The sequence below is a fragment of the Alterotamlana spongicola genome (genome assembly GCF_035818475.1).
Taxonomy (GTDB): domain Bacteria; phylum Bacteroidota; class Bacteroidia; order Flavobacteriales; family Flavobacteriaceae; genus Cognatitamlana.
Window position 1 is genome coordinate 2,782,733 of the sequence record NZ_JAYMGV010000001.1, and the last position, 15,852, is coordinate 2,798,584.

The 15,852-nt window shown below is 35.4% G+C and carries 12 protein-coding genes; 9 read left to right on the forward strand and 3 right to left on the reverse strand.

Annotated features, from left to right (window positions below; genetic code table 11):
- Positions 1-3: 3 nt before the first annotated feature.
- The gene (locus VOI54_RS12075; protein ID WP_326283047.1) at positions 4-1,656 is read left to right on the forward strand and encodes a sodium:solute symporter; all 1,653 of its coding nucleotides are present in this window, start codon (positions 4-6) and stop codon (positions 1,654-1,656) included.
- Positions 1,657-1,738: 82 nt separating this feature from the next.
- Here VOI54_RS12075 and VOI54_RS12080 read toward each other — a convergent pair whose 3' ends face one another.
- Together VOI54_RS12080 and VOI54_RS12085 are read right to left on the reverse strand one after the other, a co-directional pair.
- Positions 1,739-2,224, reverse strand: a complete 486-nt coding sequence (locus tag VOI54_RS12080) for a CAP domain-containing protein (protein WP_326283048.1) — start codon at positions 2,222-2,224, stop codon at positions 1,739-1,741.
- Between the two features lie 349 nt (positions 2,225-2,573).
- Positions 2,574-3,599 carry a LacI family DNA-binding transcriptional regulator gene (locus VOI54_RS12085; RefSeq protein ID WP_326283049.1) on the reverse strand — a complete coding sequence of 342 codons (1,026 nt, stop codon included), beginning with the start codon at positions 3,597-3,599 and terminating at the stop codon, positions 2,574-2,576.
- A gap of 153 nt (positions 3,600-3,752) precedes the next feature.
- On the opposite strand from VOI54_RS12085, the gene VOI54_RS12090 reads away from it, so the two are divergent.
- The 8 genes from VOI54_RS12090 to VOI54_RS12125 all read left to right on the forward strand — a co-directional run bounded on the left by VOI54_RS12090 (position 3,753) and on the right by VOI54_RS12125 (position 14,693).
- Positions 3,753-5,228 carry an alkaline phosphatase D family protein gene (locus tag VOI54_RS12090; protein WP_326283050.1) on the forward strand — a complete coding sequence of 492 codons (1,476 nt, stop codon included), beginning with the start codon at positions 3,753-3,755 and terminating at the stop codon, positions 5,226-5,228.
- Between the two features lie 4 nt (positions 5,229-5,232).
- A complete protein-coding gene (locus tag VOI54_RS12095; protein WP_326283051.1) occupies positions 5,233-7,527 on the forward strand; it encodes an FdhF/YdeP family oxidoreductase in 2,295 nt (764 codons plus the stop codon).
- Between the two features lie 158 nt (positions 7,528-7,685).
- On the forward strand, positions 7,686-10,199 hold the full coding sequence (gene nirB, locus VOI54_RS12100) for a nitrite reductase large subunit NirB (protein WP_326283052.1): 2,514 nt from the start codon (positions 7,686-7,688) through the stop codon (positions 10,197-10,199).
- A gap of 285 nt (positions 10,200-10,484) precedes the next feature.
- Positions 10,485-10,862 (forward strand): nitrite reductase small subunit NirD, encoded by a 378-nt coding sequence (gene nirD, locus VOI54_RS12105; RefSeq protein WP_326283053.1) that lies wholly within the window; start codon positions 10,485-10,487, stop codon positions 10,860-10,862.
- A 23-nt stretch (positions 10,863-10,885) separates the two neighbouring features.
- Entirely contained in the window at positions 10,886-11,470 is a 585-nt protein-coding gene (locus VOI54_RS12110) for a DUF4202 domain-containing protein (RefSeq protein WP_326283054.1), read from the forward strand.
- A gap of 10 nt (positions 11,471-11,480) precedes the next feature.
- On the forward strand, positions 11,481-13,301 hold the full coding sequence (locus tag VOI54_RS12115) for a sensor histidine kinase (RefSeq protein WP_326283055.1): 1,821 nt from the start codon (positions 11,481-11,483) through the stop codon (positions 13,299-13,301).
- Positions 13,302-13,448: 147 nt separating this feature from the next.
- On the forward strand, positions 13,449-13,829 hold the full coding sequence (locus VOI54_RS12120) for a RidA family protein (RefSeq protein ID WP_326283056.1): 381 nt from the start codon (positions 13,449-13,451) through the stop codon (positions 13,827-13,829).
- A gap of 198 nt (positions 13,830-14,027) precedes the next feature.
- The gene (locus tag VOI54_RS12125; RefSeq protein WP_326283057.1) at positions 14,028-14,693 is read left to right on the forward strand and encodes a response regulator; all 666 of its coding nucleotides are present in this window, start codon (positions 14,028-14,030) and stop codon (positions 14,691-14,693) included.
- A gap of 10 nt (positions 14,694-14,703) precedes the next feature.
- Here the strand turns inward: VOI54_RS12125 and VOI54_RS12130 are convergent, their stop codons facing one another.
- Positions 14,704-15,759 (reverse strand): ATP-grasp domain-containing protein, encoded by a 1,056-nt coding sequence (locus VOI54_RS12130; RefSeq protein WP_326283058.1) that lies wholly within the window; start codon positions 15,757-15,759, stop codon positions 14,704-14,706.
- Positions 15,760-15,852 lie beyond the last annotated feature (93 nt).

Here is a 15,852-nt window from a genome sequence, read left to right on the forward strand (position 1 = left end):
ATTATGAGTTCGGTATTAGAAGGATTGGATTGGGTTGTCTTGGGTATTTATTTTTTGGCATTGGTAGCAGTGGCTGCCTGGGTTGTTCTTCAGAAGAATAAGAACACAGAAGATTATTTTTTAGCCGGAAGAAATGTAGGATGGTTTGTGATAGGAGCTTCAATTTTTGCTTCCAATATAGGATCAGAGCATGTTGTTGGCTTGGCAGGAACCGGTTTTGAATCGGGAACCCCTATGGCACACTATGAGTTACATGCCTGGATTGTATTACTATTGGGATGGTTGTTTTTACCATTTTATATAAGAAGCGGTGCTTTCACTATGCCGGAATTTTTAGAAAAACGTTTTGATTCCCGTTCAAGATGGTTTTTATCCGTGTTTTCATTAGTGGCATACGTACTTACAAAAGTATCGGTAACTATTTATGCCGGAGGTATTGTTGTCTCTGAATTATTGGGAATTCCTTTTTGGTACGGCGCTATTGGTATAGTGATCTTTACTGGTATTTATACTGTGATAGGCGGAATGAAGGCGGTTATTTATACCGAAACCTTACAAACGGTGATTCTGATCTTAGGATCAATAATTATTACGTATTTAGGATTACAGGAAGTAGGAGGCTGGTCTCAATTACGAGAGACGGTAACAGCAGTGAGTCCCGAGCATTTTAATATGTGGCGCCCAATGAGTGATCCGGATTTTCCCTGGACAGGCTTATTAATTGGAGGCACAATTGTTGGGGTTTGGTATTGGTGTACAGATCAATATATTGTACAACGCACTTTAGCAGCCAACAATATAAAAATTGGTAGAAGAGGGGCTATTTTTGGAGCTTATTTAAAATTATTGCCTATTTTAATTTTCCTGATTCCAGGTATTATAGCTTTTGCACTTTCAATACAAAATCCTGAAGTGTTTTCAGTAGCCAAAGCAGATAGAGCCTTTCCTATGTTGGTAAAGACATTATTACCGGTAGGATTAAAAGGGCTGGTTGCCGGTGGGTTAATGGCAGCGTTAATGAGCTCGTTAGCTTCAGTATTTAATTCTTGTTCTACAATTTTCACTATTGATATTTATAAGAAATTAAAGCCTGAAATGACCGAAGCTAAGTTGGTTAAAATAGGTCAGATAGCTACTGGTTTTATTGTGGTGTTAGGTATTATTTGGATTCCTATTATGGAGAAAATTGGAGGAGGGGTGATGTACCAGTACCTTCAAAATGTGCAATCTTACATTGCGCCACCGGTTACGGCAGTATTTCTTTTAGGCATCATTTGGAAGCGTGTTAATGCTAAAGCAGCTATTACTACACTTCTTGCCGGGTTGGTGTTATTGGTACTTAGATTGGGGGCTGAAATCTATTTCCAGCCACAAATAGCAGCAGGAGTGCATTTAGAAGGAATGCTGTATGGGTTTGCCACAATAAATTTTGCGCATATGGCAATTTTTATGTTTGTATTTTCGGTAATCTTGTGTGTTTCGGTGAGTTTAGCAACTACAGCTCCGGATTACAAAACCATTGTTGGTCTCTCATTTGGAACACTCACTGAGGAACAAAAACAAGAAAATAAAAACAGTTATGATACTGTAGATATAGTGCTTTCTGTAATACTTGTAATACTGGTAATTGGTGTATTGAGTTATTTTACGGGATGATAAAAATTTGAGTTAGTCACTAAATCAGGGATTATATTTAATGTTAAATTGAATAGGGTTCCTGATTTTTTTTATTTTGCAACTACTTTTTGATGAAAATGTTTGTAAAATACCATCTCCCGTTTTTATTTTTTTCAGCAGAAACATCAAAATTGCTAAAATCACCTTCTAAGTTTGCTTTATGGGGAATACTTTTTATCCAGGCATTTACTACGCCTTGTGCAGTGCTATAACCAAAAGCTACATTTTCAGACACTTTTTTTGCGTCAGCATTAGTTTTTAGGTAATCGCTGCGCGTGAAAAAATTATCATGTGAAATGACATCGTTATCCACCATATAGTTAGTATGACTAAAGGCCACAGATTTTATAATACTCAAACTTTCTAACTCACCTAAACCTTGAGTTAATCTATGTTGGTTAATGAGGTTAAGTATTTCAATTTCGATAGGCTTGGCCTCTTTTGAAACCAAATTTAATTCAAGTGTCTCTTCCAGGGTATCAGTATGATCTGTATAACAGGAAGAAAAGGTTAGTATAACCAATAATATTACTTGTAGCGACTTCATAAGTAGGTGTTTTAATTTTTCCTTTTAGGATAGGAACTTCAATGCTTTTGTTAAGCAATTGTTTTATTTATCCAATAATAAGTTAAATGAGTAAGGAAAAATTTACCATATGGTAAATTCGAAAAGAACCTTTTGAAGGAGGGGCTATATCAAAATAGGAAAGAGAAAATGTTATGTAAAAACTTGTTTCATATGGCCAGAGCGGGCCTAATAAATTTATAACGTTTAAATTAAAGGACTATGATTCAGATATGGGGTCAACAAAATTTTTATCAAAGGAAGGTGTTTGTTTTTTTTTGATAAACGAATATAGAAGAGGTTTTTTACAAAATCAAGCGCGAGAACCCAACTATTTAAGAGGTTTAGTACTTTCCCGTTCAATTAAAGAGGTTTTTATCACTTTTGTAAAATAGGGTTTATTGTCCGCTTCATTTTCAATACGCTCAATAAGCATACCGGCGGCGGTTTCTCCAATATGCTTTCCGTGCTGACTTATGGCAGATATAGTAGGTGTTACGTGCTGTAAGAGTTTGCCGTTGGTAAAACAAGCTAAGGACATCTCTTCCGGAATATTGTATTTCATCTGTTTTACTAACCTTAAGGCGTTTACGGCGGCACTTTCTTCAAGACATAATAGTCCGTCTATGCTTTTATCAGCCAGTACAATTTTTAAAGCTGTATCAAAGTCTTCTCTGTGTCCTATACGCACTATTAATTTTTCTTCCACATCTATATTAAACTCCTGTAAGGCTTTTTTATAGCCTTCTACCCGTAATTTCCCAACACTTAAATTATCAATAACGGAGATTAGTGCTACTCGCTTGCATCCAGATAGAATAAGATGTTTGGTAGCATGAAAAGCACTTTCTAAATCATTGACAACAATTTTATCACATACAATATCTTCAGAAACCCTATCAAACATAACTATAGGAATTCCCTCATTAAGTGTGTTCTTTAAATGCTTAAAATTCTGCTTGACTTGTGTTTCTTCAGCTAAAGAAATAATCAATCCGTCTAAGGAACCGTGTTTTAACAGGTCTATAGTTTTGACTTCCTTTTCATAAGATTCATTTGAAATACAAGACACCAAATGATACCCTTTTTGAGAAGCAATTTTTTCAATACCAACAAATACTTTGGCAAAAAAGCTATTCATGATATTAGGAATAACAACTCCGATAGTCTTTGTGTTCTTGTTAAGCAGACTTAGCGCTGTAACGTTAGGTTTATAGTGATGAGATTTAGCGTACTCCTGAATCTTAAATTTGGTTTTAGTACTAATCTCATGACTGTCATTCAAAGCCTTTGATACGGTTGCTATAGAAACGTCAAAGGTTTTAGCTATATCTTTTAAAGTAATTCTTTTTTTCATAAACTGTTAGAGGAAAACCTTGTCTAAATTTATAATATTTATTTTGTCTATCATAGCTTTTCAGATTTTAAGAAAGAATATTTTTAACAGATGAATTAATAAGTACTTATATTTAGACCTGATTAATATAGATTAATGAAAAAATGTGTATAAATGGAAATTGGTAGGTTGAAAATTATTGGATTGATAGTGATTGTTATATCTATGTATGGGTGTGGTAAAACCAACCAACTTGTAGCAGATCCATATTTTGGTAATGGGGTTCATAATGGTTGGGCAGACCAAAATTCTGTTGTTATTTGGACACGTCTGACTAAGAATAAAGAAATGAATAATGCCGGAAAGCTATTTTTGATACCATCTAAAGAGGAACATACTAAATTAGCTAAAACCGATAATCTGGAAGTTATTAATCAGGCACAAATTCCTGATGGGGCGGTTTTAGATGATATGAAAGGTGCTTGTCCGGGTATTTCCGGTGAAGTTAAACTGACCTATTTTCCTAAAAACGATCCTCAAAATAAAACTCAAAAAGACTGGGTTAAAGTTGATGACGATAAAAATTTCACAAAGCAGTGGAAACTAGAAAATTTAAGCTCAGGAACTGACTATGTTATAGAGATTGAAGCACGTGCAAACAAAAATGCTGCAATTTCAGATAAAGTTGTAGGTGCTTTTAAAACTTCACCAAATAAAGATCAAACTGAAAATATAGATTTCTGTATAGTTACTTGTCATGATTATATCCGTAAAGACGATGAAAAGGGGCATAAAATTTATGAAGCTATGTCTAAAATAAAACCAGATTTTTATGTCCATACCGGAGATATTGAATATTATGATAAGCCTAAACCCTATGCACTAACAGAAGAATTAATGCGTTTTCAATGGGATAGACTTTTTGCATTGCCCTTACAAAGAAGTTTTTGGGCCAATACCACATCTTATTTTATGAAAGATGATCATGACGTATTAAAAGACGATGCATTTCCCGGACAGACATATGGGGATGTTTCCTGGGATAGAGGCCTTGAGATTTTTGAAAAAGAACAGTTTCCTCAACATCATAAGTATTATAAAACTGTTAGGTGGGGTAAAGATTTACAAATTTGGATTACAGAAGGAAGAAAGTACCGTAGCAAGAACTCAATCCCTGATGGAGTAAATAAAACTATATTAGGAGAAGCTCAAAAACAATGGCTATTTAAAACAATAAAAGAATCGGATGCAACATTTAAAGTGATTATTCTTGCAGATCCAATCCTTGGACCAGACCGTGAGAACAAAAGCGATAATCATGCTAATGTTAGTTTTAAAACTGAGGGTGATCAGTTAAGAAGTTTTATCAATCAGTATGATAATGTATTTTTGTGTAATGGAGACAGGCACTGGCAATATGTGACTAATTTAAAGGATACTAATTTATGGGAGTTTAGTTGCGGTCCTGGTTCTGATTCACATGCAGGAGGATGGAAAGCTAATGACATAAGACCGGAGCATAAGTTTTTAAGAGTTAAGGGAGGCTTTTTAAAGGTTAATGTAAGCCGGAGTGATGATGTTGCAGAAATAACATTTTCACACTGTGATGTAAATGGAAATATAGTAAATAATAAAAGTTTTAAAAGATAATACATTGAGCTCAACACCAGAAAAAAAAGCTATAACACCAGAATCGTTTTCAGATTTGAAAACCACAAAACCACATAAAAATAGTGTAGGGTTTGGAGGTATTAAGGCTGCAGTGGGACAGGTTTCAAAATACATGAAAGCTATTGATGCTTTTAAATTAGCAGTTAAAATGAACCAAAAAGGTGGTTTTGATTGTCCGGGTTGTGCGTGGCCGGATCCTGACGATGAACGATCTTCTTTAGGAGAGTTTTGCGAAAATGGCATTAAAGCCATTGCAGAAGAAGCACAAAATAAAACTATTGGAGCAGCTTTTTTTGCAAAGCATAGTGTTGAAGAATTAGCCGATTGGTCTGATTTTGAAATTGGGAAATCAGGACGACTAGCGGAGCCTATGTTTTTGGCTGAAGGATCTAGGCATTATAAATCTATTTCATGGGAGGACGCTTTTGCAAAAGTTGGAACTCATTTAAATGCATTAAATACACCGGATGAAGCAGTGTTTTACACTTCAGGTAGAACAACAAATGAGGCTGCTTTTTTATATCAACTTTTTGTGAGAGAATTTGGAACGTCAAACTTACCAGATTGCTCAAATATGTGTCACGAAGCTAGTGGTAGCGCTCTATCTGAAACTTTAGGTATAGGTAAAGGCTCTGTGACTTTAGATGATTTATATAAAGCTGAAGTTGTAATGGTTGTGGGGCAAAACCCGGGAACCAATCATCCAAGAATGCTTACGGCTTTAGAAAAATGTAAAAAGAACGGAGGGAAAATCATTGCTGTTAATCCACTTCCGGAAGCGGGGCTTATAAAATTTACCAATCCGCAAAATCCAGTAAAACTATTAACAGGAGGTACACAAATAGCAGACGTGTTTGTACCAATTACTATTAATGGAGATGTTGCTTTTTTTAAAGCTATACTTTTAAAATTATTGGAAGAAGAAGAGCAAAAAGGCGGTGTATTTGATAAAGAGTTTATAGATACTTATACAAGTGGTTATGAGGTGTTTTTGTCAGATTTAAAGACGTATGATTTTGATAAATGTCTTGAAGCTTCGGGAGTTTCTAAACAGATTTTTGAAGAGGTTTTTGATTTAATCTTCAATAATAACAAAATTATTATTTGTTGGGCTATGGGGTTAACACAGCATGAAAATGCCGTAGACAACATTAGAGAATTAGTTAATTTATTATTATTAAAAGGTAGCGTTGGAAAGGAGGGGGCAGGTACTTGCCCAGTGCGCGGTCATTCTAATGTGCAAGGAGATAGAACGGTTGGTATTTGGGAAGCAGCGCCTCAAGCTTTTTTAGATAAGATTGAAGCAAAGTACGGGTTTAAACCCACTGTAAAGCATGGTTATTCAGTAATTGAAGCCATTAAGGCCATGTATGAGAAAAAGGCTAAGGTCTTTTTTGGTATGGGAGGTAACTTTATTTCAGCGGTTCCGGATACAGCGTACTCAGCACGAGCTATGGCAAATTGTAATTTAACCGTTCATGTTAGCACTAAACTTAATCGTTCACATTTGGTAACAGGAAAAGAAGCACTTATTTTACCTTGTTTAGGGCGTACAGAAAAAGACTATCAAAAATCCGGAGAACAAGTGCAAAGTGTAGAAAACTCAATGGGTATTGTATCCTCTACAAAAGGAGTATTAGAACCCTGTTCTGATAGTTTGTTGAGTGAAGTTGCTGTGGTTTGCGGCGTGGCTTATGCTACTTTAAAAGAACGTTCTAAAATTGATTGGTTAACTTATAAAGATGATTATGATTTGGTACGTAATGATATTGAAAAGGTGGTGGACGGTTTTGATGACTACAACAAACGCATAAAGCAACCTTCAGGATTTTATTTACCAAACGGAGCCAGAGTTAGACAATTTAACACTAAAACAGGAAAGGCCAATTTTTCTATAAATAAGCTTCCGGAGTGGGAACTTCAAGAAGACGAATTGATAATGATGACCATACGTAGTCATGATCAGTTCAATACCACCATTTATGGGTTGGATGACAGGTATAGAGGTGTTTTTAATGAAAGGCGCATCATTTTTATGAACCGAGAAGATATGAAACTACGTAATTTAGAAGAGCAGGATGTAGTTAATTTAAAATCTGTATTTAAAGGTGTTGTACGCGAAGCTCATAAATTTAAAGTGGTAGTTTATGACATTCCTAAAAACTGTTGTGCAACCTATTTTCCAGAAACCAATGTACTGGTTCCTTTAGATAGTTATGCCCATACAGCAAAGACTCCAGCCTCAAAAAGCGTAAAAATCACCATTGATAAGGTTTAAGGTTTCAATAAAAACTAAACCCATAATTTTCTTAATAAACAATTATCTACATTCTAATTTGAGAAATTGGCAATAATGCAGTTTTTTCAAAAAATTCTCCGGTAGCTTCATATAAAAATACGTATAAATACTTAGTTTTGTTTTTAAATACGTAATTTATGAAGCATATTATTGTAGTAGGAAACGGCATGGTAGGTTATAAATTTTGTGAGAAATTTGTAGAAAAGCCAGAGTATAAAGACTTTAAGATTACTGTTTTTGGTGAAGAACCAAGGCCTGCTTATGACAGGGTTCATCTAAGTGAATTTTTTGAAAATCAGGACGCCAAAGCTTTAGAAATGGCTCCGGCTGAATGGTATTCTGAACACGGTATTGATTTAATTGTTAGTGAGCGTGTTACGGATATTCACAGAGAGAAAAAAACAATCACTACAGTTAGAGACAGGGAGTTTGCTTATGATTATTTAGTTCTGGCAACTGGGTCTTCCGCATTTGTTCCGCCTATAAAGGGTGTGGAAAAGGAAGGTGTATTTGTGTATAGAACTATTGAAGACCTTGAAGGTATGCTGGCTTATGCTGCCAGGCTTAAATCAAAAAAGCCAAATGCTAAGGCTGCTGTTCTAGGTGGCGGATTACTCGGATTAGAAGCAGGAAAAGCGGTTATGGATATGGGGCTGGAGCCTCATATTGTTGAGTTTGCCTCTAAATTAATGCCCAGGCAGTTAGACTTAAGAAGTAGTCAGGTACTACAACTCAAGCTGGAGTCTATAGGCTTAAATATTCATTTAAGTAAGGCTACCAATCAAATTTTAGGAAACGGTGTGATAACCGGAATGGAGTTTGGGGAAGATGATATTTTAAATGTAGATATGTTGGTGATTTCTGCGGGAATCCGACCAAGGGATGAGCTTGGTAAAACCTGTGGGCTGGAAATGGGAGTTCGTGGAGGTATTGTGGTTGATAACAAAATGCAAACTTCTGATGAAAGTATTTATGCCATTGGAGAGATTGCTTTATATAATCAAATGATTTATGGTTTAGTAGCTCCAGGTTATGATATGGCTAGTGTAGCCGTAGATCAAGTTATAGGAAAGGCTGGAAGCTTAATGCCCGGAGATATTGATATGTCTACAAAGTTAAAATTAATTGGAGTAGATGTAGCCAGTTTTGGAGAGCCGTTTATGCCAGCATCCAAAGGGCATTCTATCATTTTTGAAAATAAAACACAGCATTTATATAAAAGAATTAATGTGAGCCTTGATGGTAAATCATTACTGGGAGGTATTCTGGTTGGTGATGCTTCAGATTATAATATGCTACATCAGGTGTACTTAAACGGCATGGCTATTCCAGAAGATCCGTCTCAATTGATCTTACCTGCCAGTGAAGGAGGAGCCTCATTTGGAAGTGTGCTGGATTTACCGGATACAGCCCAGGTGTGCTCTTGTGAAAGTGTAAGTAAAGGAGATATTTGTTGTTCTTTAAATGAAGGTGAGAGTTCTAATTTAGGTGATGTAATAGAGAAAACCAAAGCTACTTCAGGTTGTGGAGGATGTAAGCCTATGGTAGTGGATCTGGTAAATGAAACTTTAAAGTCTCTGGGTAAAGAGGTTAAAGAAGTGCTTTGCGAGCATTTTAGCTTTAACAGACAAGAGCTTTATGACCTGATCAAGGTTAATAAAGTTGCTGATTATGAAGCGGCTTTAAATCTATTTGGTGAAGGTCATGGTTGTGAGACTTGTAAGCCCGCTCTGGCATCTATTTTTGCTACAATTACTATGGAAACACCAAATCGTCAACCCGGAATTCAAGATACAAACGATAGATTTTTAGCTAATATTCAACGTAATGGTACTTATTCGGTTGTCCCCAGGGTTGCAGGTGGTGAGATTACCCCAGATCAACTCATAGTGATTGGTGAAGTGGCTAAAAAATATGATCTATATACTAAAATAACCGGGGGTCAGCGTATTGATTTATTTGGTGCGCAGATTCATGAATTACCATTGATTTGGAAAGAATTGATTGCAGCCGGTTTTGAAAGCGGACATGCCTATGGTAAATCATTAAGAACGGTGAAAAGCTGTGTAGGCTCTACATGGTGTAGATATGGGATGCATGAGAGTGTGACTTTTGCTATAGATATTGAAAATAGATACAGAGGTTTAAGATCACCCCATAAATTAAAAGGAGGTGTTTCCGGATGTATTAGAGAGTGTGCTGAAGCCAGAGGAAAAGATTTTGGACTGATAGCTGTTGATGGTGGATGGAACTTATATGTTTGTGGTAATGGAGGTGCTACACCTAAGCATGCTGTCTTACTTGCGGAGCAATTGGATGATGAAACCGCAATAAAATACTTAGATAGGTTTTTAATGTTCTATATACGTACGGCAGCACCGTTAATGCGAACTGCACCTTGGTTGGAGAAATTAGAAGGTGGTATTGCATATTTAAAACAGGTGGTTATTGAAGATTCACTGGGTATAGCCGAAGAATTAGAAACGGAAATGCAAGGTTTGGTAAACAGATATGAATGCGAGTGGAAACAAGCTATAGAAAACCCTGAAATGATGAAGCGTTTTAAACATTTTGTGAATTCTGATGATACAGATGACAATTTAGTATTTGTACCAATGCGTGAGCAAAAAATGCCTAAGGCCTGGAGTTAGATTAAGGTTTAACTGTTGAGTTGTTTTACTGTATAGTTAGAGTTTGATTAAACGAATAAGTAATTCAACGCATAAACGTAATCTGCGTTAGGGATTGCAGTGGAAAGCCCACAGTGAAGTATGAGCGAGGACTTGTAATGTAAAGCCCGACCTTTTGTGATCTTGAAAAGTTTATAAAACCTGGCAGGTATGAACAAAAGGTAACGCCCAAATAAGAATTAATTTGCTTAAAATAAGAAACAAATTGATTCAAATAAGATATAAATTGATTTAAATTTTATAGATATGCAAGATATACTTAGTCAATACGAAACAGTTACAGAAGATGCTGTAAAGGAATGGTTTAAAGTAGGGAAGCCTTCTGATTTTCCTGAAAATAGTGGGGCCTGTATCAAGTATAAGACCAAACAAATTGCGGTTTATAATTTTACAAGAACCGGTAAATGGTATGCTACCCAAAATTTGTGTCCGCATAAGATGGAGATGGTATTGTCTTTAGGTATGATTGGGGATAAGGATGATATTCCTAAAGTGGCCTGCCCGATGCATAAAAAAAACTTTTCATTGGAAGATGGACGTAATTTAGCCGGTGAAGATTTAAAAATTGCGACCTATCCTGTTAAAATTGAAAACGGAAATGTGTATATTGGCTTTTCAGATTAACAAACTGATAAAAAAGTAAACAAATGAAGCCGACTAGATTTGAAACCGCTATTGCATTAATTGACAGGGCTAACTCTGAAGACATAAATACATATCAGGTAGCAGGAATGGATTACTCCAAAGAGTTATTGTACTCGCAACGGATGACCAGAAAATTGCTACAATTTGAACCTAATGCTTCTAAAGCGTTACAAATTGCGGCACGCGCACAACATATTTGCCGTTGGAAAATTGCACGCAATGAATACCCTATGGACCGCGTGGGGTATTTAAAATGGCGAGAGACTTTAAAGAAAATGCATGGCGAGTTAACCGCCGAGATATTAAAGCAGGTTGGTTATGATGAGCAATTTACTGATAGGGTTAAAGCCATTATTCTTAAAAAACTAATTAAGAAAAATGAAGAATCTCAAACACTTGAAGATACTATTTGTCTGGTGTTTTTAGACTACTATTTTGAAGAGTTTGCTGAAAAACATGACGACGATAAAATCATTGATATCTTAAAAAAAACCTGGGCAAAAATGTCTGAAAAAGGACATGAAGTCGCTTTAAAACTTCCATTCTCAGATAAAAGTCTGGCTTTAATAAAACAAGCTATTTCTTAAATGTGAGCAAATGACTAAAGCAAGTAATTCATTAGACCAAAGCACGTTTGATAAATTACGTCGTTTGTACATAATAGCTTTAAGTACTATTGCGCTTTCTGTAATTATTAGCCAGATATTAATACGAACGCATCTTAGCAGGCAGGAAAGTGATTCTAGCGTAATTAACGTTGCTGGGAGGCAGCGTATGTTAAGTCAGAAATTAACCAAGGATATTGTTTCACTATCTTCTGTAACTGATTTAAATCAAAAAATAGAACTAAAAGATAGAATTAAGGAGACCTTACACCTTTGGGGCCTTTCACATGATGCATTGCAGTATGGAAATGATAGTTTGGGCTTGCCCAAAACCAATAGTTTAGTAATAACTACAAAATTTAAGCATTTAAATCCCGTTTTTGATACCTTAAGTAATGCATCAAAATCTATAATTAATAAAATAGAAAACAAACCGCCTTTACCTCTAAAGGCCTATACCTCAGAAATTGAAAAAGTAAAAGCTAATGAAGCTACATTCTTGATGATGATGGATGCTATTGTAAACCAATATGATCTGGAGGCAGAGCAGAAAGTTGAGTGGTTGCGAAAATTAGAATTTTGGCTAACGGTTTTAACGCTGTTAATTTTATTAGGCGAGTTCTTATTTATTTTTTGGCCTGCGGCAAAATCGGTTAAGACTACGTTAGCTGAGTTACTTTCATCTGAAAAACGAGCTAAGAAAATGGCTTTTGATGCAGATGAATTGAGTGCGACTAAGGAAAAATCTATTAAAGAACTAAGGGCTTTGAGCCATGCTATGGATGACACCCTGTTATTTGCACGTATTTTGCACAATGGAAGCATTGTGCATATGGGTAATAAATTTTCTCGTTTGTTTAGATTTTCAAAGTTTAATGAAAGCACTATGTTTTGGAATGTATTGTCTATAGATGAAAATGAGCAAACCATCATCGAAGACTTAGTGACAAAGCACAAGAAGACAGGATGGCAAGGTGAAGTTAAGGCCACAGCAAAATCAGGAGATGATGTTTGGTTAGAAATGGCATTGATTCCTTATAATCCTACTGAAGAGAAATCAGAATTACTTATTATAGCTTCAGAGATTACGGAACGAAAAGCGGCACAATTGGAAATTGACAGACTTACCCAGCAGCGCTTTGAAGAGCAGATGAACCAACAGAAAATTATTTCCAGTAAGATTATTGAGAACCAGGAAAAAGAACAAAACCGTATTGCTAAAGATGTGCATGACGGTATAGGGCAGATGCTTACAGGATTAAAGTATAATTTGGAGAGCATTGATACTAAGGATGTTAAAAAAGCAACAGCAAAGCTTGAACATTTAAAAGAGTTAACCGCCAATATTATTAAAGGGGTAAGAACAGCTACATTTAATTTAACACCTCCTGAGTTAACAGATCATGGTATTGTACCGGCAATTACTAAATTAACTCAAGAACTGGCACGTCTTACAGGAAAGGAGATTGTGTTTTTTAATAAAACCGATTTTAACCTGCGTTTGGATTCACTTGCAGAGATCAATATATATCGTATTACCCAGGAAGCTATTAATAATGCCATAAAATATGCAGAATCCACGCATATCTTAGTGTCCTTATCACATAGTAAAAATATATTGAGTCTGGTGATTGATGATAATGGTAAAGGTTTTGATCCCGGAAAAGTGAAGCACATAAAGACAGGGAATGGAGGTATGGGAATGACGTTTATGAAAGAACGTATTAAGTATATTGACGGACGTTTATTTTTGACTTCTGAAGAAGGTAAAGGAACCCGGGTGACTTTGAATATTCCTTTGGTAAGCAATTGAAATTAAGCTTTATGGTCATGCCGAAATGAGATATGATTCAGTCATTATACTATTTTAAGAAGTTCTAAAAGAAAGATGTCTCAAGAGATGAAATTAGAAGCTTAGTCAGATTGGTAATGACATTTTTAACTACGCTAAAACAGCATAATGAAAAGAAGATTAATTAGTTCAGGTTCTACATTTGAAGCGCAAATAGGTTACTCAAGAGCTGTTGTTCAGGGAGACTGGGTATTTGTTTCAGGAACAACAGGGTATGATTATAAAACCATGACTATTAGTGATGATATTGTAGAACAAACCGAACAATGCCTTATCAATATTAAAAATACCTTAGAACAAGCCCAATATGATTTGTCAAATGTTGTCAGGGTAACTTATATATTGCCTGAAGCCGGGGAGTTTGAAAAATGTTGGCCGGTTTTAAGACAATACTTTGGAGATATAAAACCTGCAGCAACTATGTTTTCTGCCGGATTAGCCGACGACAAAATGAAAATTGAAATTCAGGTCACCGCACTAAAAAGTTAATTAGGATTATGATAAGGTTCCTATGATCTGGAGTCGTTATCATGAAGCTAAAGCGTTGTTTTAGAATCTAATAAAATTTGGTTGGAGATGCTAAACGTTCTAAGTAATACTATGGTTATAGTTCACCCTATGTCGATTTACAATAAAAATACGTAGTATTACGTAATTTTATTATTTTTGTACTTATAATTTAACTTTATGGATATTATTAATGTAGTACTGGCTGATGATCATGTGCTGGTACGGGATGGCATAAAAGCACTTTTAGAGGATCAATCAGGAGTAGTTGTAATTGACGAAGCATCAAACGGAAAAGAGGCTCTAGAGGTGGTTAATAAGCAAAAACCACATGTGTTGATTGTAGATATTAGAATGCCGGAAATGAATGGTATTGAAGTGGTAGGGGAGATCAATAAGTATTATAAGGATGTTAAAACACTAGTGTTATCCATGCATGATTCTGAAGAATATGTAGTACAAGCTATTCAGGCAGGAGCAGATGGGTATTTATTAAAAGGAGCCAGTAAGGAAGAATTTTTAAAGGCCTTAACAAAAGTTGCTTCCGGAGGAAAGTATTTTACAGGAGACGTATCTGCCATTATTATGAATAATTTTGTAAATGGCAATACAAATATAGCCACAGCGCCAAAATCAAATCATAAAGAAAATCCGTTCAACCTGACAAAACGGGAAAGGCAAATTTTAGAGTTGGTACTACAATTAAAGAACAATAAAGATATTGCAGAAGAGCTTAAAATCAGTAAGCGTACAGCAGAAGTGCACCGTTTTAATCTGATGAAAAAACTTGAGGTTAAAAACTTGATGGAATTAACTAATAAGGCTAAGGCATATGGATTGGGTTAAGGTATTTAGTTTAAAAATCTGGCGCCCATCTTTGATTTATTATGTTCTTCAAAAAATCAAAATAATTCCACCCCAATCCTCTTGCAGCTAAAGAACTCAAACTGTCTTGATTTAGTCTATGGGAACGAGAAGGTCCGGTCATATTAGGTTTTAGGTTTAGATCAAATAAATAGAAACCTCCATTTTTATGGGCCCTGCAATCTATTCTAATAGGAGCTTTTATATTTAATAGTGTCGCAGATGTTGCACAATAGTGATAAAGTTCCTGTATTTCTGGGGTATGCTGTCGATCACTGTCTAATAGCTTACTGTTTTCTATAATAGCTACAATACCGCTATAAGGGGCAATACCATCTTTATGGTTGAAACGTTTGATAGCTGGTAAACACCATGGCGTATTAAATACTTTTTCTTTATGTTGTATGTTATACTTCCCAGGAGGCATAACGGTAATTGTTAATTCTTCTCCGTCTAAGTATTCTTCAATGTATACACGGTTTCCATATTTGCCAATGGAGAAAAAAACATCAAGTTTTTCTTTTAATCCAGCAAGGTCTTTAATCAGGCTAACACCTTGACTTCCTCTTCCGCGTATAGGTTTGATGATTAATGGAAACCTGAGTTTCTTTAAGTTTTGATCAAAACTATTTTTATTGAGTATGAGTCCGTTTGGAATAGGAATTCCATTTTTTTTAAGTAATTGATTAGTTACCCATTTGTCATCATAAACATCAACAATATCAGGTGTTTGACCAATAATTTCAATGTTCTGACTAAAAAAACCAGTAATAGGATGATTTCTATATAGCACGGTATTTAACCAAAAGATTCGTGCTCCTTTTTCCAAAGCGCTTTGAATACCTAGAGTTGTATCTGGAAATACCCAGTCCAGATCATTTTCTGCTTTGGGGTGAGCAACCGGAGTAACTAACAAAACATCGTGTTTTACTAAAGCATTGGCAATATCTGCACCGCTGTCTGAATACCCTCCTAGTTTTAATGGTTTTTGTATACCGCCTTTTTTAGGAGCGCGCTTAGCTTGATATAGTATTGCTATTTTGTTCAATTTAGATTCTTATTAATGGTGTCGTATAAATATAATCATTAAAATCTCACAAATTTTGTACTTCATTTTACAAAATCCTCAAAATCTCCTTTT

Bases quoted from the DNA above. Each gene is read 5' to 3' on its own strand.
- VOI54_RS12075 (WP_326283047.1), top strand. From the start codon at position 4: ATGAGTTCGGTATTAGAAGGATTGGATTGGGTTGTCTTGGGTATTTAT.
- VOI54_RS12080 (WP_326283048.1), bottom strand. From the start codon at position 2,224: ATGAAGTCGCTACAAGTAATATTATTGGTTATACTAACCTTTTCTTCC.
- VOI54_RS12085 (WP_326283049.1), bottom strand. From the start codon at position 3,599: ATGAAAAAAAGAATTACTTTAAAAGATATAGCTAAAACCTTTGACGTT.
- VOI54_RS12090 (WP_326283050.1), top strand. From the start codon at position 3,753: ATGGAAATTGGTAGGTTGAAAATTATTGGATTGATAGTGATTGTTATA.
- nirB (WP_326283052.1), top strand. From the start codon at position 7,686: ATGAAGCATATTATTGTAGTAGGAAACGGCATGGTAGGTTATAAATTT.
- nirD (WP_326283053.1), top strand. From the start codon at position 10,485: ATGCAAGATATACTTAGTCAATACGAAACAGTTACAGAAGATGCTGTA.
- VOI54_RS12110 (WP_326283054.1), top strand. From the start codon at position 10,886: ATGAAGCCGACTAGATTTGAAACCGCTATTGCATTAATTGACAGGGCT.
- VOI54_RS12115 (WP_326283055.1), top strand. From the start codon at position 11,481: ATGACTAAAGCAAGTAATTCATTAGACCAAAGCACGTTTGATAAATTA.
- VOI54_RS12120 (WP_326283056.1), top strand. From the start codon at position 13,449: ATGAAAAGAAGATTAATTAGTTCAGGTTCTACATTTGAAGCGCAAATA.
- VOI54_RS12125 (WP_326283057.1), top strand. From the start codon at position 14,028: ATGGATATTATTAATGTAGTACTGGCTGATGATCATGTGCTGGTACGG.